Origin of the sequence: Flavobacterium sp. PL11, from assembly GCF_035985025.1 — a bacterium.
Classification (GTDB): domain Bacteria; phylum Bacteroidota; class Bacteroidia; order Flavobacteriales; family Flavobacteriaceae; genus Flavobacterium.
This window is the reverse complement of record NZ_JAXCIA010000036.1, coordinates 1-23,124: the sequence shown is the minus strand read 5'-3', so window position 1 is coordinate 23,124 and position 23,124 is coordinate 1. Positions and strand designations below refer to the sequence as shown.

General features: G+C 31.5%; 13 protein-coding genes. 7 read left to right on the top strand and 6 right to left on the bottom strand.

Annotation, left to right across the window (positions count from 1 at the left end; all coding sequences use genetic code 11):
• Window positions 1-93: 93 nt before the first annotated feature.
• A complete protein-coding gene (locus RCH18_RS14445) occupies window positions 94-2,808 on the bottom strand; it encodes a T9SS type A sorting domain-containing protein (protein WP_326937480.1) in 2,715 nt (904 codons plus the stop codon).
• Window positions 2,809-3,149: 341 nt separating this feature from the next.
• Between RCH18_RS14445 and RCH18_RS14440 the strand changes: the two genes are divergently transcribed.
• Complete coding sequence (locus RCH18_RS14440) at window positions 3,150-3,395, top strand: hypothetical protein (protein ID WP_326937479.1); 246 nt, start codon at window positions 3,150-3,152, stop codon at window positions 3,393-3,395.
• Between the two features lie 381 nt (window positions 3,396-3,776).
• Here the strand turns inward: RCH18_RS14440 and RCH18_RS14435 are convergent, their stop codons facing one another.
• The gene (locus tag RCH18_RS14435; protein ID WP_326937478.1) at window positions 3,777-5,048 is read right to left on the bottom strand and encodes a tetratricopeptide repeat protein; all 1,272 of its coding nucleotides are present in this window, start codon (window positions 5,046-5,048) and stop codon (window positions 3,777-3,779) included.
• A gap of 47 nt (window positions 5,049-5,095) precedes the next feature.
• Window positions 5,096-7,750, bottom strand: a complete 2,655-nt coding sequence (gene gyrA, locus RCH18_RS14430; protein ID WP_326937477.1) for a DNA gyrase subunit A — start codon at window positions 7,748-7,750, stop codon at window positions 5,096-5,098.
• A gap of 256 nt (window positions 7,751-8,006) precedes the next feature.
• Here gyrA and RCH18_RS14425 point away from each other — a divergent pair, with 256 nt between their 5' ends.
• The 3 genes from RCH18_RS14425 (at window position 8,007) to RCH18_RS14415 (ending at window position 13,095) form a co-directional block, all read left to right on the top strand.
• Window positions 8,007-10,553: an ATP-dependent Clp protease ATP-binding subunit gene (locus tag RCH18_RS14425; RefSeq protein WP_326937476.1), complete on the top strand. Its 2,547-nt coding sequence runs from the start codon at window positions 8,007-8,009 to the stop codon at window positions 10,551-10,553.
• 304 nt (window positions 10,554-10,857) lie between these two features.
• The gene (gene rimK / locus RCH18_RS14420) at window positions 10,858-12,228 is read left to right on the top strand and encodes a 30S ribosomal protein S6--L-glutamate ligase (protein WP_326937475.1); all 1,371 of its coding nucleotides are present in this window, start codon (window positions 10,858-10,860) and stop codon (window positions 12,226-12,228) included.
• 51 nt (window positions 12,229-12,279) lie between these two features.
• Window positions 12,280-13,095 carry a class I SAM-dependent methyltransferase gene (locus RCH18_RS14415; protein ID WP_326937474.1) on the top strand — a complete coding sequence of 272 codons (816 nt, stop codon included), beginning with the start codon at window positions 12,280-12,282 and terminating at the stop codon, window positions 13,093-13,095.
• A 206-nt stretch (window positions 13,096-13,301) separates the two neighbouring features.
• On the opposite strand, the gene RCH18_RS14410 is transcribed toward RCH18_RS14415, so the two are convergent.
• From RCH18_RS14410 to RCH18_RS14400, 3 genes are all read right to left on the bottom strand, one after another.
• Window positions 13,302-14,447, bottom strand: a complete 1,146-nt coding sequence (locus RCH18_RS14410; protein WP_326937473.1) for a hypothetical protein — start codon at window positions 14,445-14,447, stop codon at window positions 13,302-13,304.
• Window positions 14,448-15,124: 677 nt separating this feature from the next.
• On the bottom strand, window positions 15,125-16,471 hold the full coding sequence (locus tag RCH18_RS14405; RefSeq protein ID WP_326937472.1) for an inorganic phosphate transporter: 1,347 nt from the start codon (window positions 16,469-16,471) through the stop codon (window positions 15,125-15,127).
• A 30-nt stretch (window positions 16,472-16,501) separates the two neighbouring features.
• Entirely contained in the window at window positions 16,502-17,146 is a 645-nt protein-coding gene (locus tag RCH18_RS14400) for a DUF47 domain-containing protein (protein ID WP_326937471.1), read from the bottom strand.
• 749 nt (window positions 17,147-17,895) lie between these two features.
• Between RCH18_RS14400 and thrA the strand changes: the two genes are divergently transcribed.
• The 3 genes from thrA to thrC all read left to right on the top strand — a co-directional run bounded on the left by thrA (window position 17,896) and on the right by thrC (window position 22,978).
• Window positions 17,896-20,343 carry a bifunctional aspartate kinase/homoserine dehydrogenase I gene (gene thrA / locus RCH18_RS14395; RefSeq protein ID WP_326937470.1) on the top strand — a complete coding sequence of 816 codons (2,448 nt, stop codon included), beginning with the start codon at window positions 17,896-17,898 and terminating at the stop codon, window positions 20,341-20,343.
• Window positions 20,344-20,386: 43 nt separating this feature from the next.
• Window positions 20,387-21,313 (top strand): homoserine kinase, encoded by a 927-nt coding sequence (locus RCH18_RS14390; RefSeq protein WP_326937469.1) that lies wholly within the window; start codon window positions 20,387-20,389, stop codon window positions 21,311-21,313.
• 372 nt (window positions 21,314-21,685) lie between these two features.
• Window positions 21,686-22,978 (top strand): threonine synthase, encoded by a 1,293-nt coding sequence (thrC, locus tag RCH18_RS14385; protein ID WP_326937468.1) that lies wholly within the window; start codon window positions 21,686-21,688, stop codon window positions 22,976-22,978.
• Window positions 22,979-23,124 lie beyond the last annotated feature (146 nt).

Genomic DNA, 23,124 nt, shown 5'->3' with positions numbered 1-23,124 from the left:
AAAATTAAAATTTTGGGATTTATAAATTGCTCAGATTTAATTAATAAATGCAATTGGGGAAAACAAACAGATTATTTTATACTGATAGGAAATTTATTTTTTTATAAATTTTAATGTTTGAAAAACGCCTGATTCGTTCTCACAAAGTAAAAAATAATAGCCTGAAGTTAATCTGTTTAATTCGGATTGGTTGAGTTCGAGAGAGGGATTTTCATGAGTCAAAATGACTTCTTTGCTATATAGGGTTTTGCCTAGAATATCCTTAATTTGAATATTATTCTTTCCCATCATTTGTGGAGGAAAAAATAAATTTATTCTTTTATCCACAGGATTAGGATACAATTTAATATGCTCCATAATTATGTTTTCTAACCCAGTTGTTTGGGCATCGGCGCTTTTAATTTTTGTCTGACTCTTTGAAGAATTGTTAGAATTAATAATGGGATGACCGTAAGAATTTATTTCGTTTATAGAAGGATTTAAGTAATTACTTGAGATATAAGCAGCGGTTGTGCTCAAATTGTCTGAATCATCAAACAGAGTTGATCTATTCAATAAATCGTCATAATTTACGGTAAAATCAAGGGTTTTTTCCATGTCATCTAAATTAATTTTAGAGAAATGGCCATTTTGTTCTCCAATTTGCTTGTCAAATACCAATAAGGATGAGTCAATAGTTTCTCCTTGTACTTGGTCCGTTACCACCTTGGAAGTATCTATTATTTTTGAATTTTTAGGTTCAACTATTAATGGGTAACCGTAAATAATTATTTCGTTAACAGCACCGTAAGGACTTACTGGAGTTGATAGACGTAGATATCTTGTTGAAATTTCTGTGAGATGCTTATTCCATACTTTAAACTTGTCCAATGGGTCGGTTAACAATGTAGACCAGTTAGAAGGAGAACCATATTCGATAGTGAAATTGAATTTTGCATTCATGTCATGTAAATTTATTTCAGAGATATGATAGTATTTTTCTAAGTCTATTATTACATAATACGGAGCATTATTCATTGTATAAGATGGTTTCCATGAGTTGCTTATCGCATGTTCCCCAGCCTTAATGTTTAAATTTTGTTCATCAAAGAGAAAGAGAGGAGAGTGAACACTTCCCCCATTTACTTGGTCTGTAACCATGTTGGGAGTGATTATTATTTGTTCTGATTCAATAGTTAGTGGGTAACCATAAATAATTATTTCATTTACATTGGCAAAAACATTTTGATTCATAGAAAGACGGAGGAACTGAGTTGAAATGTTTGTTTCGTGCTTTTTCCAAACATTATATTTATCACAAGGCTCTACAAATAGAGTAATCCAGTCGGTAGAACTAGCATATTCAACAGTGAAATCATAGATGTCGTGCATGTCATGCAGATTTATTTCAGAAATATAATAGTTCTGGCCAAGATCTATAATAACTTGGTAAGGTGCGTTATTCATATTATAATGTGGTTTCCACGAATTACTTATGGCGTGTTCTCCATTTTTAATATTTAAATTTTGTTCATCAAATAAAAATAAGGGAGAACGTACACTACCTCCAGAAACCAAATCTGTAATCATATTTGGAGTAATAGTTATTAATTTGGGCTGGGTTTCAAAGTATTCAGGTCCTCCGGGCGCTCCCATATTTTGATATTCAACAGGAGAGCCATAAGCTAGAGAATAATCATTTAGTAGAGGATCCTTAAATTGGATTTGAGGTACCGTTGTTAACGTATTGTTTGACACGGAAAAATTAGTTGAATTTCCAGATTCATTACGATAAAATGTTATATCAGTATTGTATTTGTTATCTTCAACATTTAAATAGTTTATTTCGTTGTAATTCTTAATTACTTGGTTGCCTGCGGTAGCTCTAAAGAAATTGTGCTTAATTTCCAAAGGAGAAGTACTATTACTAAAAATTCGATTATCTAAAAATATGCCTTCATTAGAAGCTAAATAGTTGTTATTAATTATGCAGTCTCCTTTCCCCATTACAATAATTCCAAATGCTGGTGCGCCTTCAAAAATATTGTTATATACATTTGCAACACTGTTGTCACCAATTTGAAGCAAATTACCCTGCCACGCAGTATTCTCTAATCCAGCATTTAAAAGAGTGTTATTATAAATTTCAACATCTTCAACCATATTCGCTATTTGTATAGATTCTCTGCCCGTATTTCTAACAATATTATTGTAAATTTTAACATGTTTAAATTCCATTCCAGGACTCTTGGTTTCTCCTAAGTACATGCCCTCAACAACATTTTCAATAAAACAATCGTGTATTATAAGATTATTAAATACGGGATAAGGAATAGGCGGATTGGCTTCATAATTTTTTTTAGCCATGATTCCGTAAAAGCCATCATGACTAATTTTTATAAATTCAGCTTCACAATCAGAACTTAATTCTGAAAATGCCAGTCCACATTGATCGGCAGCTAACTCAAATCCATATTTGAAATTTGGATGGCCTGCGCCACTTATTTTAATGTATTTACAGTTTTCAAATGTTATAGCGCCCCAACTGTAACTATTGGGACTTTCAATTTTTACTTGGCCACCTTTGTTAATGATAACTAGAGGTTTATTTATATCACCATTAGTAAATTGAAATTTTAAAGGGTTTGTTCTTTTGGAGGAAATAAAAATAGTATCACCTCCAATGGTATGTCTTCCTAATGTTTGATTATTAACGAGATAAGGGAAAGTGTTGTCGATTTCGATATTTTTATTTTGCGAGTAAGATAGTGTGCTAACAAAAAAAAGGATAGAAAAACAGATGAAATTTTTGAGAAAAGTTATAATCATGATTTTTATTTAAATGGTTTTTTAAATTCTAAGTAAAGCAGTGAATTTATGAAAAATAGCAATATAAATGTTTACAAAAAATAAAAATCATACATCTGAGTAAGAAATTATTTTTACCCAATAAAAAATAAGTCGCAGTATATTATTGAGAAATCTGTTTTCTCAAAGAATAGTATTATTACGCCTTTTTCTTGATTTATAATTCATTGAAAATTCTAAAATAATTTATAAGCCCTAGTAAATAAATCAATTTTTAAAATAAAAATTAGTATTCAAGTTATATTCATAAATTAGTAAAACAACAACGCTAAAAAATTTAGTATAATACTCAAATAGGTAGTTTGCGATTTCATAAAAACGATAAAGATTTACAATATATTAAACTAATAGGCACTGAAATTGAGGAATTTCGAATGCTATTTCTAGATTGGATCAGTAGTTTTGACACTAATAATAATCTTATCTGGGACGAATGGGGTTTATTCAATCAACCAGGAGCTATTAAACCCAATATACTAGATAATTATAAGGAGGATGATTTTAATATTGACGATTTTCTAAATGATTTTTCAGAAGATGAAGATTAATTATTTACAACTGACTCCTAAAGAAAAACCTTTATTAAATGAATAATTTATAATAAACGATTTAGAACCAATAAAAAAAGAGTAAATATCAAATAAATACAAGAAACAATTTATTCTTGCAATTTTAACATGAAAACACATCGGTGATTATCGCACACGAATTTATCCTTAAATCTTACTTTATACAATCTAAAAATAGTAAAATAATTATACGTCATTTTGACTTCACTCATCGTAAAATAATAATAGGTTGCGTTTACTATAAGCGTTGCTAAAATAAAAACAGATTAATCTTTGTAAATTTTATAAGATTTACAAGGATTAATCTGTTTTTAAAGTTTTATTTTAATTGGAATCAAATCTCCAAATTAAATAAAATAATTATTGCATTTTTGCTTTTAAAGCTTTTGATTCAGCAGTCATTTCTAATGCGCTATATACATTCAAAAGAGTTTTAGCTACATCTACATTTGCAGTGTCTAATTCGTACGCTTTTTTAAGAGAAGGAATTACACTTTTAAAGATATTATCTCTTTTTATCTTTAATTCATCATAACGCTTCATATCTTTGGTAGAAGTACCTAATTTATTCATTTCATCAATTATTACTTTTTCACCGTCAAGTTTTAATGCTGCAAGATTGATATATGCATTAATATAATCTGGTTTGATTTCGATAGCACGACTATAATATTTTTCAGCCTCGGCCATATTACCTGCAGTACCACTTATTACTCCTAAGTTGAAAGTCAAATCAGCATCATTAGGATTTTTAGCTAAAACTTCTCCGATTAATTTTTTATAAGTTTCAAAATCTTTAGTTTCTAAATATAAATTAGCTTCCGTTAGTACTAATGAATTATCATCTGGATTAGCCATTCTCGCTTCAGAAATTGCTTTTTTAGCTTCTTCTGTTTTACCGTTTTCAACTAAAATTAAAGCCATATTTTTATAGATCTCTCCTCTTTTTGAAGCTACATCTTCATTTCTTGGCTTTTCATGAGTTCCAATTTTAACAGATAAATCTCTTTCTTTTACATTATCAAAAAAGTCTTCACCACTAGTTAGCTTGTTTATTGCAAAATAGCTTTTTCCTTTTCCTGAATAATTTAATTTCTTTAAATTTTCATACATTTCAAGTGCTTTACTATATTCTTTTGCATTAACATAAGTAGATGCAGCATAATAAAGATTAATAGTATCTTTTTTATCTAATAAATAAGCATCATATAATTTTTTTGCACTTTCTGCATGTTTGTCAACTTTAGAATCCGCAATAGCGCTATTTATTAAATTGAATTTAATATCTTTTAATGAAGTTTGTGCTTGCGAAGTATATTTTGATTTTCCTGTCGCTTTTTCAACTTCAATTAAATTTTGATAAGCAGCCGTTGCCAGTTCCAGATTTTTATCTGCACTAACTTTTTTATTGGCTAAATCTAAAAGAGCATTTCCTTTTACAAAGAAAAATTGTGCTTTTTCTGTCTCAGAGGCAGTAGACATTAACGACTCTGCTTCCATTAAAATAGTAGCTGCTTCTTGAGATTTACCAGCTTTAATAGCTTTTTCAGCAGCTTTTATTTGATCTTTTTGAGCAAAAGTAGCTACTGATATCAATAACGCTGATGCTAGTAATACATATTTACTTTTCATAGTATTCTTGTTTTGTTTAATAATTATTATTGTTTGAAATTTTAATTTTATGCTTCATCATCATCAGCATCTTCTTCTTCAGCCTCGTCATCGAGTTCTTCCTTGCTATCAGCATCGTCGTCGTCTTCATCTTCATCAATTACTTCCTCTTCAAGCGCTTCTAAAAGTGGTTTAACCCTTTCTATTGTTTCGGTCTCAACCACATTTCCATCTTCATCAACAACTACTTCTACAACATCATCTTTCATTACTTTAGTAACTGCTGCGATTGAATCCTTGCCTTTTAAGTTAATTAATTTAACTCCTTGAGTAGCACGACCCATTACACGTAAATCCTCGATAGCCATTCTAATTGTTAATCCTGATTTGTTAATAATCATTAAATCATCAGCATCAGTAACGGCATTGATCGAAATTAAATTCCCCGTTTTTTCAGTAATGTTTAATGTTTTCACACCTTTACCACCACGATTTGTAATTCTATAAACGTCCTCACCATCTTCATCAACTAGTTTGGTACGCTTACCATAACCATTTTCGGTAACAACCAAGATCTGAGAATCATTAATATTTTCCTTATCAACAGTAACCATACCAATTACTTCATCAGTATCATCTTTTAGTGTAATTCCACGTACGCCCGAAGCTGTTCTACCCATTGGACGAGTTTTAGTTTCCTCAAAACGAACTAATTTTCCTGATTTTACCGCTAATATAATTTGGCTTTCCCCATTTGTTAATTTAGCTTCTAATAATTCATCACCTTCTTTTATAGTTATCGCAGCAACGCCATTGACTCTTGGTTTTGAATATTTCTCAAGAGATGTTTTCTTAACTTGACCTTTTTTAGTCACCATAATCAGATTATGGCTATTAATATACTCTTTGTTCTTCAAATCTTGTGTGCAAATAAATGCTTTCACTTTGTCGTCACTTTCGATGTTTACTAAATTTTGAATTGCTCTTCCTTTAGCTGTTTTAGAACCCTCTGGAATTTCATAAACACGCATCCAGAAACACTTCCCTTTTTGAGTAAAGAACATCATATACTGATGATTAGTAGCTACAAACATGTGTTCTAAGAAATCTTGATCTCTTGTTCCAGCACTTTTTTGACCTACTCCACCTCTATTTTGTGTTTTATATTCGGTAAGGTTCGTACGTTTAATATAGCCTGCGTGAGAAATGGTTATAACTACATTCTCATCAGCAATTAAGTCCTCGATACTTACATCTCCGCCAGAATATTCAATGACAGAACGACGCTCATCTCCGTATTTTTCACGAATTTCGATTAGCTCTTCTTTAATCAATTCTGTTCTTAAATGTACATCTTCTAACAATGCTTTTAAGTGTGCAATTAATTTCATTAACTCTTCATATTCAGCTCTCAATTTGTCTTGTTCTAGACCAGTCAATTGACGCAAACGCATTTCTACAATAGCACGCGCTTGAATATCGGATAATTCAAATCTTTTTATTAATTTTTCGCGAGCTTCTTCTGTATTTTTCGAACTTCTAATTAAGGCTATTACTTCGTCAATATTATCAGAAGCGATAATTAAACCTTCTAAAATATGCGCTCTCTCTTCTGCTTTACGCAATTCGAAACGCGTTCTTCTCACCACAACATCGTGACGATGCTCTACAAAATAGTGAATCATCTCTTTTAGATTCAGCATTTGTGGACGCCCTTTAACCAATGCAATATTATTTACACTGAAAGACGATTGAAGTTGTGTGTACTTATATAAGGTATTTAAGACTACATTAGGAGTAGCATCGCGTTTCAAAATATAAACGATACGCATACCGTTTCTATCTGATTCATCGCGAATATTAGCTATTCCTTCAATTTTTTTATCATTAACTAAATCAGCAGTACGTTTTATCATATCTGCTTTGTTGACTTGATATGGAATCTCAGTCACAATAATAGATTCTCTTCCATCTACTTCTTCAAAACCAACTTTTGCACGCATGACAACACGTCCTCTACCTGTTTTGAATGCTTCACGAACACCTTCATAACCGTAAATAACTCCACCTGTTGGAAAATCTGGCGCTTTAATATAATTCATCAACTCATCGATTTCGATGTCATTGTTGTCCATAAAAGCTAATGTACCATTGATTACCTCTGTTAAGTTGTGCGGTGGCATATTAGTAGCCATACCTACTGCAATTCCTGTTGCTCCGTTGATTAACAAAGTAGGAACTCTCGTTGGCATTACTTTTGGCTCATACAAGGTATCATCAAAATTCAATTGAAAATCAACTGTTTCCTTTTCTATATCAGCCATAATCTCTTCCGAGATCTTGCGCATTCTTGCCTCTGTATAACGCATTGCAGCTGGACTATCACCATCTACAGAACCAAAATTACCTTGGCCATCCACAAGTAAATAACGCATGCTCCATTCTTGAGCCATACGTACCATCGCGTCATAAACTGAGGTATCTCCGTGCGGGTGATACTTACCTAAAACTTCACCAACAATTCTAGCGGATTTTTTATGGGCTTTATTTGAAAAAACTCCTAAATCATACATTCCGTAAAGAACTCTTCTATGAACTGGCTTTAAACCATCTCTAACATCTGGAAGCGCTCTTGATACAATTACTGACATCGAATAATCGATATAAGCTGATTTCATTTCATCTTCTATGTTAATAGGAATTAACTTTTCTCCTTCAGACATAAGTTGTTATATTAAAAAATTATATTAGTTACAAAACGTGCCAATATACGCCTTTTTGAATTTTTTTTACTATTTTTTAAGTTCTTATTTTAATGATTTATCAACAAATTAATTCTATTTCATAATTAATAATTTATGGTAAATTTAACGCTAGAATCGTTATATTTTTTGTCAATTAGCTGACAAGAGTTGTAACAGGAATAGTTTTTGTTTTTAAAACAGTAATTCACTAAATTTACAATATCAAATAAATATTATGGATGATAATTTTTCACCAAGAGTAAAAGAAGTTATTACTTACAGCAAAGAAGAAGCTTTGCGATTAGGTCATGATTACATAGGAACGGAACATTTAATGCTGGGTATTCTTAGAGATGGAAATGGAAAAGCAATTCAAATACTTAATAATCTTAATGTTGATTTAGATCACCTGCGTAGAAAGGTCGAAATTCTTAGTCCTGCGACTTTAGGACTAGAAATCAATTTGGAAAAGAAGAATTTACATTTGACTAGGCAAGCTGAACGAGCGTTAAAAACTACTTTTTTAGAAGCTAAAGTATTCCAAAGTACATCGATCAGTACTGCACATTTACTATTATGCATATTAAGAAATGAAAATGACCCAACAACAAAGCTACTGAACAAACTCAAAATTGATTATGATGTAGCTAAAGAAAACTATTTAAATATGACTCCAAATCAAGAAGATTTTATGGACAATCTACCTAAAAATCAATCCTACAATGATGATTCAGGACAAGATGACAGTCTAAAAGAAGGGACTTTTAACAATCCCGCCAACAAGTCAAACAAAAAATCTAAGACCCCAGTATTGGATAATTTTGGGAGAGATTTAACAGAAATGGCCGAGGAAGGAAAACTCGATCCTGTGGTAGGTAGAGAAAAAGAGATTGAGCGTGTATCTCAAATTTTAAGTCGCCGTAAAAAGAATAACCCATTATTAATTGGAGAACCAGGGGTGGGAAAATCAGCTATTGCTGAAGGTTTAGCACTGCGAATTATTCAGAAAAAAGTTTCACGCACATTATTTAATAAACGTGTGGTTACTTTAGACTTAGCAAGTTTAGTTGCTGGTACAAAATATAGAGGTCAATTTGAAGAGCGAATGAAAGCTGTGATGAATGAACTTGAAAAAAACGATGATATTATACTTTTCATAGATGAAATTCATACTATCGTTGGTGCTGGTGGTGCAACAGGTTCTTTAGACGCATCTAATATGTTTAAACCCGCGTTAGCTCGTGGAGAAATTCAATGTATTGGTGCCACAACATTAGATGAATATCGTCAGTATATTGAGAAAGATGGAGCGCTTGAAAGACGTTTCCAAAAGATAATTGTTGAACCAACATCTGTTGAAGAGACCATTACCATTTTGCATAATATCAAAAACAAATATGAAGATCATCATAATGTTACTTATTCTGATGATGCTATTGAGGCTTGTGTAAAATTAACGGATAGATACATGTCTGACCGCTTTTTGCCAGACAAAGCAATTGATGCATTAGATGAAGCGGGTTCGCGAGTTCATATTACAAATATTGAAGTTCCAAAACAAATTTTAGATCTTGAACGTCAGCTAGAAGACGTACGTGAATTAAAAAATGTAGTGGTAAAAAAACAAAAATATGAGGAAGCAGCTAAACTTCGTGATGATGAAAAACGAATAGAAAAAGATTTGGCTATAGCCCAAGAGCAATGGGAAGAAGATGCTAAAAATAATCGAATTGAAGTAAGTGAAGATAATGTTGCTGATGTTGTCTCGATGATGAGCGGTATTCCTGTAAATCGCATTGCACAAACAGAAAGTAACAAATTAGCTAAATTACCAGAACTCATAGAAGGAAAAGTAATTGGACAAAGAGAGGCGGTGATGAAAATTGCTCGTTCCATTCAAAGAAATCGTGCTGGACTAAAAGATCCTAACCGACCAATTGGTTCTTTTATTTTCTTAGGTCAAACTGGAGTTGGAAAAACACAATTAGCGAAAGTTTTAGCAAAAGAATTATTTGATTCGGAAGATGCGTTGATCCGAATTGACATGAGCGAATACATGGAGAAATTTGCAATTTCAAGATTAATTGGTGCGCCTCCAGGATATGTAGGCTATGAGGAAGGCGGACAATTAACAGAGAAAGTTCGAAGAAAACCTTATTGCGTAGTATTATTAGATGAAATTGAAAAAGCGCATCCTGATGTATTTAATATGCTGTTGCAGGTATTAGATGATGGTTATTTGACAGACAGTTTGGGACGCAAAATTGATTTCAAAAACACTATTATTATAATGACTTCTAATGTGGGAGCCAGACAATTAAAAGATTTTGGACAAGGTGTAGGTTTTGGAACTGCTGCAAAAGTGGCCCAAGCCGATGATAATTCGAAAAGCATTATCGAAAACGCACTGAAAAAAACTTTTGCACCTGAATTTTTAAATAGAATTGATGATGTAATCGTATTTAATGCTTTAGAAAAAGAGCATATCAACTTGATTATCGAAATTGAGTTGAAAAAACTATATGCTCGTGTAGCAGAATTAGGATATCAATTGAATCTTTCGGATAAGGCGAAATCATTTATTGCTGATAAAGGTTTTGATAGACAATTTGGAGCTAGACCTTTAAAAAGAGCGATTCAAAAATACGTTGAAGATGCACTAGCTGAAGAAATTATAACTTCTAAAATAGGTTCTGGAGACGAAATATTTATGGATATCGAAGAAGGTGCTGAAGAACTAACAGTAAAAGTTCACAAAGCTGGGGAACCAACTAATTTATAAGTTTAAATACTATTTTTTTAAGCCCGTTATGTTTTATTCATAGCGGGCTTTTTTATTGGTTTAAAACGAAATGATCTATTTAAAAAAATATTACTAAAGTATAGAAATTTTTAAATCAAATTAAAAATTTTGTAAAGTTTGAAACTTTAAAATGGGATTAAAATATTTATTTTTTTGAAATTAAGCATTGATTTATGATAAAAAAAAGACAATAACTACACGCATTAATTATTATTAACACTCCTTTTTAGAAAACAAATATTTACATTTGGTTTTTATAAATCGAGAAAATTAAATATATCTTATGCAAGATGATAAAGTCATTTTAGGAAGTGAAGAGTGGTGCTCTTTTCCAGAAATAGGAATTCCTATTATTAAAGCTCGAGTAGATTCAGGTGCTAAAACGTCGGCTTTGCACGCCATTAATATTGCACCTTTTATTAAAAATGATAGTAACTGGGTACGGTTTGATATCAATCCCATTCAAAATAATTTAAAAACGGTAATTCATTGTGAAGCACCATTAGTTGATAAAAGAATTGTAAAAAGTTCAAGCGGTTTTAGAGAGCAGCGGTCTGTAATTCAGGCTAATTTACAAATTGGAACTTCCATCTGGGCAATAGAAATGACATTGACTAATCGAGATTCAATGGGTTTTAGAATGCTTTTAGGTCGCGAAGCCATGAGTGGAAGAGTTTTAGTAGATCCAGAGCGTAAGTATCTTTTAGGTCAACCCACCGCCGAGAGTTTAAAGGAACTTTATAAAAATTCTGAAAAAGCAAGTTCTGGATTAAGAATAGGCCTTTTGGCTAGTAATCCAGATTTATATAGCAATAAACGTATCATGGAAGCTGGTGAAATGCGTGGTCATGAAATGCATTTTTTGAACATCAAAGAATGTTATATGAAACTAGACGCAAAAACTCCTGAAATCCATTACAGAGGTGGAAAAATATTAAATCAGTTTGATGCAATTATACCTAGAATTAGACCAAGTATTACTTTTTATGGTTGTGCTTTAACAAGACAATTTGAAGCTTTAAAAGTATATTGCTTAAATTCTTCTCATGCTATTACACAATCTCGTGATAAACTGTATTCTTTGCAATTGTTACTAAATCATGGAGTGGAAATTCCTACAACGGGATTTGCTAATTCACCTTTGGATACTGATGATTTGATAAAAATGGTGGGTGGACCACCATTAATAGTAAAATTATTAGAGGGAACTCAAGGAAAAGGAGTTGTGCTCGCTGAAACTAAGAAAGCAGCTGAAAGTGTGATCAATGCTTTTAAAAGTTTAAATGCTAATATATTAGTTCAAGAATTTATTAAAGAAGCTAATGGCAAAGACATACGCTGTTTTGTGATTGATGGCAAAGTGGTTGCAGCGATCCAGCGCGAAGCAATGCCAGGGGAATTTAGAGCAAATATCCATCTTGGAGGAACGGCCTCGATTATAAAGGTAACTTCTGAAGAAAAACGTATTGCTATAAAAGCAGCTAAAGCAATGGAATTGAAAGTAGCAGGTGTCGATATTATTCGATCGTCTAAAGGACCTTTATTACTAGAAGTAAATTCCTCTCCAGGACTTGAAGGAATTGAGGGTGCAACTAATAAAGATATTGCTGGAGAAATGATTAAAGCAATCGAAAAGAATTTTAAAATGAAATAACATATTTTGCAAAAGAATACCTCCATGAATTGACTATTTAATTGCTTAATTATGAAAAACACTCAGCAAATATTAGAAATTAATAAACGCCAAAAAGACTTTTACAATTCCTCTCAAAAAGCAAAGAAAAATTTTATTTCTACTATTTGGTCAAATCTGAGAAATGGAATTTTAAATGATTTTAGGTCTAAGTTCGATATTAAGAACCGTGTACATGAGCAACATAAAATATGGTTGGGAGATTTACGCAATAAAAAAATATTAGATTTGGGGTGTTTGCGGGGTAATTATTTATCAATATATATGGCTCAAAATGCCAAAGAATATATTGGAATCGATTTGAGTGATGTGGCTATTGCTTCGCTTGTGCAAGACCTCAAAAAACACGATTGTAAAAATGTTCGAGGAATTGCTATCGATTTCTTATCACCTGAATTTCACGATACTGATTTTGATATTATTTATGCATACGGAGTATTACATCATTTTGAAAATTTCGATTTATTAATTTCTAAACTTAATGAAAAGCTCAATAATAATGGCATTATTATCAGTTATGACCCACTTGACACAAGTTTACCAATACAACTTTTAAGAACTCTTTACAGGCCATTTCAAAGTGATAAAGATTGGGAATGGCCATTTACCAAAAAAACGATACAAAAAATTTCGGAAAATTTCAAAATTGAAGACATAAGAGGTCTTTTAGGTATGAGTAAATATGGAGTTGCATTCAATCTTTTGCCCTTGAGTACATCCTTTAAAGTAAAAAAGATAAGTGCAATGATAGAAAAAGACTGGAATATTTTGAAACTTGATCAAATATATTCTTGTATGCATGTCACAATGTTGCTCCGAAAAATATAGAAACTTAATAGTAGCTTTAAATATGTAGATAGTCATTATTGGATAAACTATCTTTTATTCAATTAAAGATTAGTAAAAGATAACTAGTTAAAATATAAACTAATTATTATTTAAAATTAGAAGTTGGTTTACGATTTTAAAAATTCTAATGATTTGATAATAAAGTCATAATATTATAAGCATTTACATCTTTTTAGATTTTTTAGTTAATAAAGTACAGCGGTAATTGGTAAACTTATTTCTTTGATTAATTCGTCATTTAGATTTTCCATTGTTAATCCAACATTATTTAAAACATTCCAAAGTTGATCTTGTGATTGTAACATGTGCAATAGTCTCTCCTTTCCATACATCCGTAATGTTCTTTCACAAATTAACGCAGAAGTCATATATGGAACTGAAGTTTCTTTTTCATAATACAATCTTTCATAAGGATTAAAGTGATTTTTGAAATCATGTTTGGGATTTTCGATTATAAATTTTTTAAACTTTTTCCTATGCCATTCATAATCATATTTTCCACTACCGGCGAGGTAAGTTGCAATTCCTTCATCAAGAAATTTGTCAATTTTAGGATAAAGCTTATTGGTGTAAATATGAACGATCTCGTGAGTATAAATCTCCGAACTATTTCCTGAAAAAATAATATTGCCATAATCAGCAAGCCCACCAGAATCATCGATATACATCATTGGATTATAATCGAAACCTTTTATTTCAAAAAGTTCTTTTGGATTTACGCACGAATAATATGTTATCGATATTGGTTTTGTATTGAAAAAATCACATAATTTCTTGATCGATTTATTTTGAGCTTTAATTTCTTTGTGATTTATATTTTTAATCGGTGAAATAATATGATTAATACTCTCCTTTTTTTCTCTTTTCCAATTTCTTGTGGCAAAATCTAAATAACTACTAAATTTTATTTCTTCTCTTTTAACATTTGCTATTATATTGTAGATCAATTTAATAAAATTTTCATCAGTTTGTGGATTGTGTCCCAAATACGCAATTTTTAAAACTTTTTGATTTTCATTTTCTGTCGACAAGACTTCCATTAATGTCGGTTTAAAAAAGTCTTTACCAAACTTACTTTGCTCGATGTTATAGAGATCTAAATAAGGATAAGTATACTTCTGGAAATCGGATTGTAACCAATAATCATTTTCAATAATTGATTTATTTTTTGATTCTAAAAAGCTACTTAATGCTGAAATAATTTTAATTGTTACTGGATTCTTTTGATCAATTATCGGGGAGACTGTCAAATGGAAGTTTTCGATAACTTGAGATTGTGCGATACAATCCAAAGATATAATTATCAGTATTGTTACAATTATCTTTTTCATTTCAAAATTTATTGATTTATCAAAGCAGTTTTTGGTTTAAAACTATATTTTTTTACAGAATTTTAATCATATAAATTTCAATGATTCACAGTGCATAAAGTAAAGTTTTTAAAATTGGTTTAAGAATATTTATAATATCAGAATCTATGAATAAAAGTGAACGAAATAAATATGGTGAATAATATTGTTATATAAAAAAGGTAATTAAGACTTAAAAAAAAATTTAAATCACTTTATTATGATTCAATGGTTTTAAAAAAATCAAGCAGTTTCAGCTGATAATTTTTTTACTTCTCATAAAGTGCGTTAGATTGAATCTTACTTTTACTGCTCATTTTACACTTTGATTTAAATTAACACTTAACTTTAATCTGTGGGCAAATTTATTTTTAATAATATTTTTTTACACAATCCAATTAATAAATTATAAAGAATGTTATAAATTAATCTTTGTCTCTGCTAATTCTTTACTTTACCTCTTTTGTGCTGCCCTACGATAAGAATATTTTATAAAGATAATTTTTTTTTGATGAATTATTTTGATACCTGGTATAATCATACAATACATTTTTAGTGTCACAATCGCATTTTTCAATCCATCATAGCTTTATTTAAAAATAAAAACCATAAAAAAACCATCCTAAAAAGAATGGTTTAAAATATTATGATTAACTGTATTAAATAAAAACCGCTAAAGTATAATATATAAGTGCTGCTAGTATTGCTGAAATTGGAATCGTTAAGACCCAAGCCCAAATCAAACTTACTGTCATTCCCCACCGTACTGCAGAAACTCTTTTTGTAAGTCCAACCCCAATTATAGAACCTGTAATGGTATGTGTTGTACTTACTGGAACTTTAAAGTGTTCTGTGAAATATAAAGTTAATGCTCCTGCGGTTTCGGCGGCAACTCCCTCAAAGGAAGTTACTTTAGTGATTTTAGAACCCATTGTTTTAACAATCTTCCAACCACCGCTCAAAGTTCCCGCTGCAATTGCTGAGTAACAAGCTAACGGAATCCACTCTGGCATTTTGAAATCTCCATCCGCATTTGGTAATACCACATCAAGCCAGTCTGGTAGCATATCTTGCGAAATTCCGCTGGTGTGAATGTAAACTGTAACCGCTGCTGCAATAATTCCCATTACTTTTTGAGAATCATTACCACCATGTCCTAAACTAAATGCTGCTGATGATAAGAGTTGCATTTTCTTTAACCAATAAGTAGATTGATATAAATTTAAACTACTAAATAATAAACAAAAACAACTTATTGATAATATAATGAAAGCGACCAGAAACCATTTGATATTATGTGATTCAAAAACTATACTCCATAAATGGGAATCAAAACGTGGTCTTTTGATATCATTGTAATAGATCATCTGACTTTCTACAAAAAGTATTGTTGCTACCATCAAACCAATGGTGAAGATCTTTGGATATATAGTTTTTCTTGACGCATTAAGTAACCAAATAGAAATCAGGTAAGACATAAATGCACCTAATACAGGAGCTAAAACTATAAACGCAATAATAACTAAAACACCTGAAGGGAAACCACCATCATAACCTGCAGTATACCAGTTTACTGTATCATACCAATACGCGGTATGCTTATCTAAACCTGTACCTACTGAATAACCTGCAAATCCATGAACTGCAATAGCATGGGCAATTGCTGCTCCGGCAAAACCACCAATTAACGTATGTGATGAACTCGAAGGAATGCCTTGCCACCATGTAAATAAATTCCAAATTATTGCTGCTATTACCCCAGCAAGAATTACAACTAAATCAATTTCAAGTGTATTGGCCGTTTTTGCTACAGTATCAGCCACGCCAAAACCAAAAACCCAATAGGCTAGAAAGTTAAAAAATGCCGCCCAAAGGACCGCTTGAAAAGGGGATAAAACCTTAGTAGCAACAACTGTTGCAATAGCATTAGCAGCATCATGAAAACCATTGATGTAATCAAAGATTAACGCTAATATTATTATAATAATAAGTAAAGTAAATTCCATAATGATAATTGTACTATATAATCGATAGGATTAGGAATGTTTTACAGAGATAGATTCTAAAACACCAGCCACACTTTTACATTTATCGGTTGCCGCTTCCAGCATAGATAATACTTCTTTGTACTTAATTATATTTTTAGCATCCGTTTCATTTTCAAATAAATCAAGAACAGCTTTATCGTACACATTATCAGATTTGTTTTCTAACTTATTAATTCTAGCAATGGCATCCGTAATGATCTTCATTTTTTTCAAATTACGTAATTCTCTCACTGCAACATCTATATTTTGACAAGCTTCTAAATTAATTTCAGTTAGTTTTCTAATTGATTTAGTAATCTTATCCACTTGATATAATTTCATTCTGCTAGAAGTACCATGAAGGTCATCGGCTACGTTATCAATAGAAATGATTAAAGCATGTATATCTTCTCTATCGAATGGAGTGATAAAATTTCTACTAAGTTCCAAATTTGTTTGACGCGTGATGTCTTCGCCTTTTTGCTCTAAAGCATCTATTTTCTGAAAAATAACGTTACGTTCCTTTAATGGTAGATTTACTGCCTCGTGCAAATTAGTCGCAATTTCGATTAAGTTACTCGAGGCTGCTTCGAATAATGGAAAGAATTTTTTATCCTTTGGAACTAAAAATTGGAAAAAATTATTGATGTTCATTTTTATGAATTTAATGCGACAAAATTACTGCATTCTTTTCGTCTAATGTTAAGTTAATATTAACAATTTTCTGAGCGAATAATTAAATTTTAAAATGACAATCTGTCTAACAATAGTGTAAACCATTTTATCGTCCTTAATTACAATTTATAATTTTAAAAATTATCATTTTATAAAGCAGTGTATAGTATTGGTACAGCATTAATAATTTAAAAATATTTTTTTATTGACATGTAATTTAGAATTTAAAAGTAGTTTTAATGACCTTATAAAACCGTGATATGGGACTAAAACACTTACTTTTTAAAATAATAAGTACTAAAATAATGGCTTTGTCATAAAGAAATTAAATGAATAGTACAATTACACCTATTAGAAACCATCGATTATTTAGGTATCTATAATTAGAGCTTGGAATTATGAAATATTCGTAAAAGATGATGGTGGTTTATTATCTTTATTTAAATTACTGTAAGTTTGTAAAGTAAAATGAAAAACAATACAGCTATATATCAATCTTCGATCTCAATTCCATCATCGGTTTTGACTGCTGTAACATTTACTACAACCACTACTACCCCTTTGGGGTAAACAATCTTCATATAAACCTATATATTATATTTTTCTTTTTAGAAAGAAAATTTTCGGGTGTACAAAAACAGTACACCTTCTAGATTAGAAAAAAAAATTTCATCCCAAGATAGAATTCAGTAGTGATAATCGATAATACAAAACAAAAATAAACTCGTATGAAAGTATTAAAATTTGGCGGGACTTCGGTTGCCAATGCTCAAAATATAAAATTAGTCTTAGATATAATAATTAAAAACGCAACGAATGAAAAATTAATAGTTGTAGTTTCTGCTTTTAGTAAAGTTACTGATATGCTCCATTTGGCTTCAAGTAGTGCAGCAGCTGGTGACGAAAATTATAAAGTTATTCTTGCTGAAATAGAGAAAAAACATTTAGACGCTATTAAAGAACTTATTCCTGTAAGTGAACAAAGTGGACTTTTAAGTCATATCAAAAGAATTATAAATCATCTTGAAACATTATTAGACGGTTGTTTTCTTTTAGGAGAACTCTCAATGCGCACATCCGACACGATTTTAAGTTTTGGAGAATTACTTTCTTCTTATATAATTGCAGAAGCTTTAAAGCAAAATTTTAAAAATAGCAGCTATAAAGACAGTAGAGAATTAATAAAAACGAATAGTTATTTTGGTAAAGCAGCCGTTAACTTTACTATTACAAATGAGTTGATAATTGATTTCTTTAATGCAAATGAAGATCAAGTTGTTATTATGCCAGGATTTATAGCAGCGTCTATGAACGGAATAAACACCACTTTAGGTCGCGGTGGATCTGATTATTCTGCTGCAATTATCGCAGGAGCACTCCATGCAAACCAATTGGAGATATGGACTGATGTAAATGGAATGTTTACCGCAAACCCAAAAGTGGTAAAACAAGCACAGCCTATCGCTTTTATTTCTTATCAAGAAGCAATGGAGTTATCACATTTTGGTGCAAAAGTTTTATATCCGCCAACTATTCAACCTGTTTTAAGAAAAAATATTCCGATAATAATCAAAAATACTTTTGAGCCAGAAATTGTTGGAACTTATATTTCTAATCAGGAAATGATTTTTTCCAATCCCGTAAAAGGTATAAGCCATATTAACAATATCACCTTAATTACGTTAGAGGGTTCCGGTATGATTGGTGTTTCTGGTTCTTCAAAGCGACTTTTTGAAGTACTATCGCATCAAAATATAAATGTCATTTTTATTACTCAGGCATCTTCCGAGCATTCTATCTGTATTGGAATATTAAATTCTGATGCAGATAGTGCAGAAGAAGCCATTAACAAAGCATTTGAAATTGAAATTTCTCAAAACAAAATTGATTTATGTATTGTTGAGAAAAATCTCTGTATTATCGCTTTGGTTGGAGAAAACATGAAAAATCATCAAGGTTTAAGCGGTCGAATGTTTAGTACACTAGGAAAAAACAATGTGAATATCCGAGCCATTGCCCAAGGCGCATCTGAAAGAAATATTTCGGCAGTGATCAACGAAAGAGATGTTAAAAAAGCTTTGAATACACTACACGAAAACTTTTTTGAAGAAAATACAAAACAGCTAAACTTATTTGTAATGGGTGTGGGTAATGTGGGCGAAAAATTTATGGAGCAGATTCAGCAGCAAAAGAAATTCTTAAAAGAAAATCTAAAAATAAACTTGCGTGTAATTGCCGTATCAAATTCGCGAAAAATGCATTTTGATGAAGAGGGTATCGATCTCAAGGAGTGGCAAACTTTATTAGAAAATGGCGAAATTGCTAATCAAGAAAAATTTATTGATACCGTAAAAGAGCTTAATTTACGCAACAGTATATTTGTAGATATTACGGCAAATGAAAATATTTCAAAAACGTATGAACAGTATTTAAAGCGCAACATCGCGGTTGTGACTTGTAACAAAATTGCCTGTGCATCAGAATATGATAATTACAAAAAACTAAAAAAACTATCACAGCAATTTAATGCTCCCTTTTTATTTGAAACTAATGTTGGTGCTGGTTTACCTATTATAGATACTGTAAAAAATCTTGTTGCATCGGGTGATAAAGTCAATAAGATTCAAGCGGTTTTATCAGGAAGTTTAAATTTTATTTTTAACAATTTTGATGAAAAAAATTCATTTCATGATGTTGTTATAGAAGCTGGAGTACAAGGATTTACGGAGCCAGACCCTAAAATTGATTTGAGCGGAATTGATGTCGCTAGAAAAATATTAATTCTAATTAGAGAGAGTGGTTACCAAATGGAAATCGACGAGATTGAAAATGAATCGTTCATGCCCGCTGAATGTTTAGATACCACTACAAACCAAGCCTTTTTTGATTCATTAATAAAGCACGCTGCTCATTTTGAAGCGATTTATAAAGATGCCTTGAGCAAAGATTCAAGACTTAAATATGTAGCTCAATTTGAAAATGGAAAAGCAAATGTAGGTTTGCAATTTATAGCAAAAGATCATCCTTTTTATAATTTAGAAGGAAAAGACAATATTGTGTTGTTTTTTACGGACAGATACGTAGATCAGCCATTATTGATAAAAGGTGCTGGTGCAGGCGCTGCTGTTACGGCCTCTGGGATTTTTGCTGATGTAATCCGAATTGGAAACAGATAAGTCCCCTAACCCCGCCACGGCGAGTGAATAAAAAATATAGTCTATGAATGAAATAAAAATATTTTGCCCAGCTACTATTGCTAACCTTTCCTGCGGATTTGATGTTCTTGGGTTGTGTTTAGAAACAGCAGGTGACGAAATGATTATTAGAAAATCAACTAAAAAAGGAGTCCGGATTATAAAAATCATTGGTGCCGATTTACCACTGGAGACAGAAAAAAATGTGGCTGGCGTTGCGGCTTTGGCGCTGCTTGAAAATATTGAAACCGACTTTGGATTTGAAATTGAAATATACAAAAACATCAAAGCTGGAAGCGGGATTGGTAGCAGTGCTGCAAGTTCAGCTGGAGCTGTTTTTGGAATTAATGAGTTATTAGGTCGGCCTTTTACCAGAAAAGAACTGGTGTTATTTGCGATGCAAGGTGAAAAATTAGCAAGCGGAAATGCGCACGCAGATAACGTTGCTCCGGCTCTTTTAGGCGGATTTACTTTAGTTCGCAGTTCTAATCCACTGGATATAATTAAAATTGAGAGTCCGTCAGAATTATATGCAACGGTGGTTCATCCTCAAATTGAGTTAAAAACTTCTGATGCACGTTCGGTGTTAAAACAAACGGTTTCGCTGAAAAGTGCGATAACGCAATGGGGAAATGTAGGCGGATTAATTGCCGGTTTATATACTAAAGATTACGAATTAATAGGACGATCGCTTCATGATGAAATTATAGAACCATTGAGAAGCGTATTGATTCCAGGCTTTGATTTAATTAAACAAACTGCATTAGAAAACGGCGCATTGGGCTCCGGGATTTCCGGATCTGGCCCTTCAATTTTTGCTTTAAGCAAAGGAAAAGAAACTGCTGAAAAAATTGCAGTAGCAATGAGTCAAATATATCAAAATATGAATCTACCTTATGAAATTCATGTATCAAAAGTTAATGATGAGGGAATGAAAGTCATTAGTCCTTAGTGTTGCAAAGTCCTTAGTGTTGGAAAGTCCTTTGTCCTTAGTTTTGAAAAATCCTAAGTGTTGCAAAGTACTTAGTCCTTATTGTTGGAAAACACGTAGTCTTTACTATTAAGTTTTTGAAAGTACTCATTTTTAATTTTTAAAGGACTTTCTTATTTTTGCTTATTAATACCAAGGAATAAATAAAAATATAATTTTCAACTAAATATTGATGAAAAAACAATTAGGTTTATATATGGAGTATTTAAAAAGTATTACAGTTAAGAATTAAGGCCGAGGCACGACGGACTAAAAACTAAGAATAAAAACTAAGGACTAAAAACAATACAAAAATAACAAGAGGATTGCTTCGTTCCTCGCAATGTCAAAAAAATGAAATACTACAGTTTAAACCATAAAGCACAAAATGTTTCTTTTCAAGAAGCAGTAATACAGGGATTGGCATCTGATAGAGGATTATATTTCCCTGAAACACTAACGCCATTAGATTCTGCTTTTTTTGATAGTATCGCAAATTTGAGCAATGAAGAAATAGCTTTTCAAGCTATCAAACAATTTGTAGGCGATGAGATTCCAGAAAATATTTTAAAGGAAATTATCAACGAGACTTTGTGTTTTGATTTTCCATTAGTTGAGGTCGAAAAGGATATTTATTCCCTCGAATTGTTCCATGGACCAACTATGGCTTTCAAAGATGTTGGCGCTCGGTTTATGTCGCGCTGTATTGGTTATTTTAATAAGGATAAAAAAGACTATAAAAGTACTGTTCTAGTGGCCACTTCTGGCGATACTGGCGGAGCGGTCGCTAATGGTTTTCTGGGGGTGAAGGGTGTTGACGTTATCATCTTGTATCCTTCAGGAAAAGTGAGTGATATTCAAGAAAGACAGTTAACCACTTTGGGTCAAAACATAAAAGCGCTTGAAGTAGACGGTTTTTTTGATGATTGTCAAGATATGGTAAAAAAAGCTTTTTTAGATCCTGATTTAAAGCATAAAAACCTAACATCAGCCAATTCCATAAATATTGCACGTTGGTTGCCACAGATGTTTTATTTCTTTTTTGCTTATAAAGCATTAAAAAAACAAAATAAACCATTAATTTTTTCCTGTCCAAGTGGGAATTTTGGCAATATCTGCGCTGGAATTATTGCAAAAAAAATGGGTTTACCTATTGAGCATTTTGTTGCCTCTACTAATGTAAATGATACAGTTCCAAGGTTTTTACAAAATGGAATTTATGATCCAAAATCTTCAAAAGCTACTATTTCGAATGCGATGGATGTGGGCAATCCAAGTAATTTTATACGAATTCAGGAAATGTACCAAAACGATTTAGAGCAATTTAAAAAAGATTTTTCGTCATACACATTTTCTGATGAAGAGACTATTGCAGCGATGAAAAGTATTTATAAAATAGCGGGTTACATTTCTGAACCGCATGGCGCAATAGGTTATCTCGGACTAAAAAAAGAACTGAACAATCATCAAAATGCAATTGGTATTTTCTTAGAAACAGCACATCCTATCAAATTTTTAGATACTGTTGAACCTGCACTAAATGTACAATTGCCGATTCCAATTCAAATTGAAAGTGTTTTGGAAGTAGAAAAAGTGAGTGTTAAAATTAAAATTTATGAGGATTTGAAAGCTTTTTTAATTGTGTAAATAATAGTAATAATAATAAAGCAACTAAAAAGAGAACTTAATAAAATTATTTGGCTCTTCGCCTAAATTAGTGGAATTATATATTTTAGGCATTTCCTAAATAATACACCATCTTTATGAAATTCTGCGAATTTCTATAACCTCTT

Coding starts and splice junctions, on each gene's coding strand:
- RCH18_RS14445 (WP_326937480.1), bottom strand. CDS start 2,808: ATGATTATAACTTTTCTCAAAAATTTCATCTGTTTTTCTATCCTTTTT.
- RCH18_RS14435 (WP_326937478.1), bottom strand. CDS start 5,048: ATGAAAAGTAAATATGTATTACTAGCATCAGCGTTATTGATATCAGTA.
- gyrA (WP_326937477.1), bottom strand. CDS start 7,750: ATGTCTGAAGGAGAAAAGTTAATTCCTATTAACATAGAAGATGAAATG.
- RCH18_RS14425 (WP_326937476.1), top strand. CDS start 8,007: ATGGATGATAATTTTTCACCAAGAGTAAAAGAAGTTATTACTTACAGC.
- rimK (WP_326937475.1), top strand. CDS start 10,858: ATGCAAGATGATAAAGTCATTTTAGGAAGTGAAGAGTGGTGCTCTTTT.
- RCH18_RS14415 (WP_326937474.1), top strand. CDS start 12,280: ATGAAAAACACTCAGCAAATATTAGAAATTAATAAACGCCAAAAAGAC.
- RCH18_RS14410 (WP_326937473.1), bottom strand. CDS start 14,447: ATGAAAAAGATAATTGTAACAATACTGATAATTATATCTTTGGATTGT.
- RCH18_RS14405 (WP_326937472.1), bottom strand. CDS start 16,471: ATGGAATTTACTTTACTTATTATTATAATAATATTAGCGTTAATCTTT.
- RCH18_RS14400 (WP_326937471.1), bottom strand. CDS start 17,146: ATGAACATCAATAATTTTTTCCAATTTTTAGTTCCAAAGGATAAAAAA.
- thrA (WP_326937470.1), top strand. CDS start 17,896: ATGAAAGTATTAAAATTTGGCGGGACTTCGGTTGCCAATGCTCAAAAT.
- RCH18_RS14390 (WP_326937469.1), top strand. CDS start 20,387: ATGAATGAAATAAAAATATTTTGCCCAGCTACTATTGCTAACCTTTCC.
- thrC (WP_326937468.1), top strand. CDS start 21,686: ATGAAATACTACAGTTTAAACCATAAAGCACAAAATGTTTCTTTTCAA.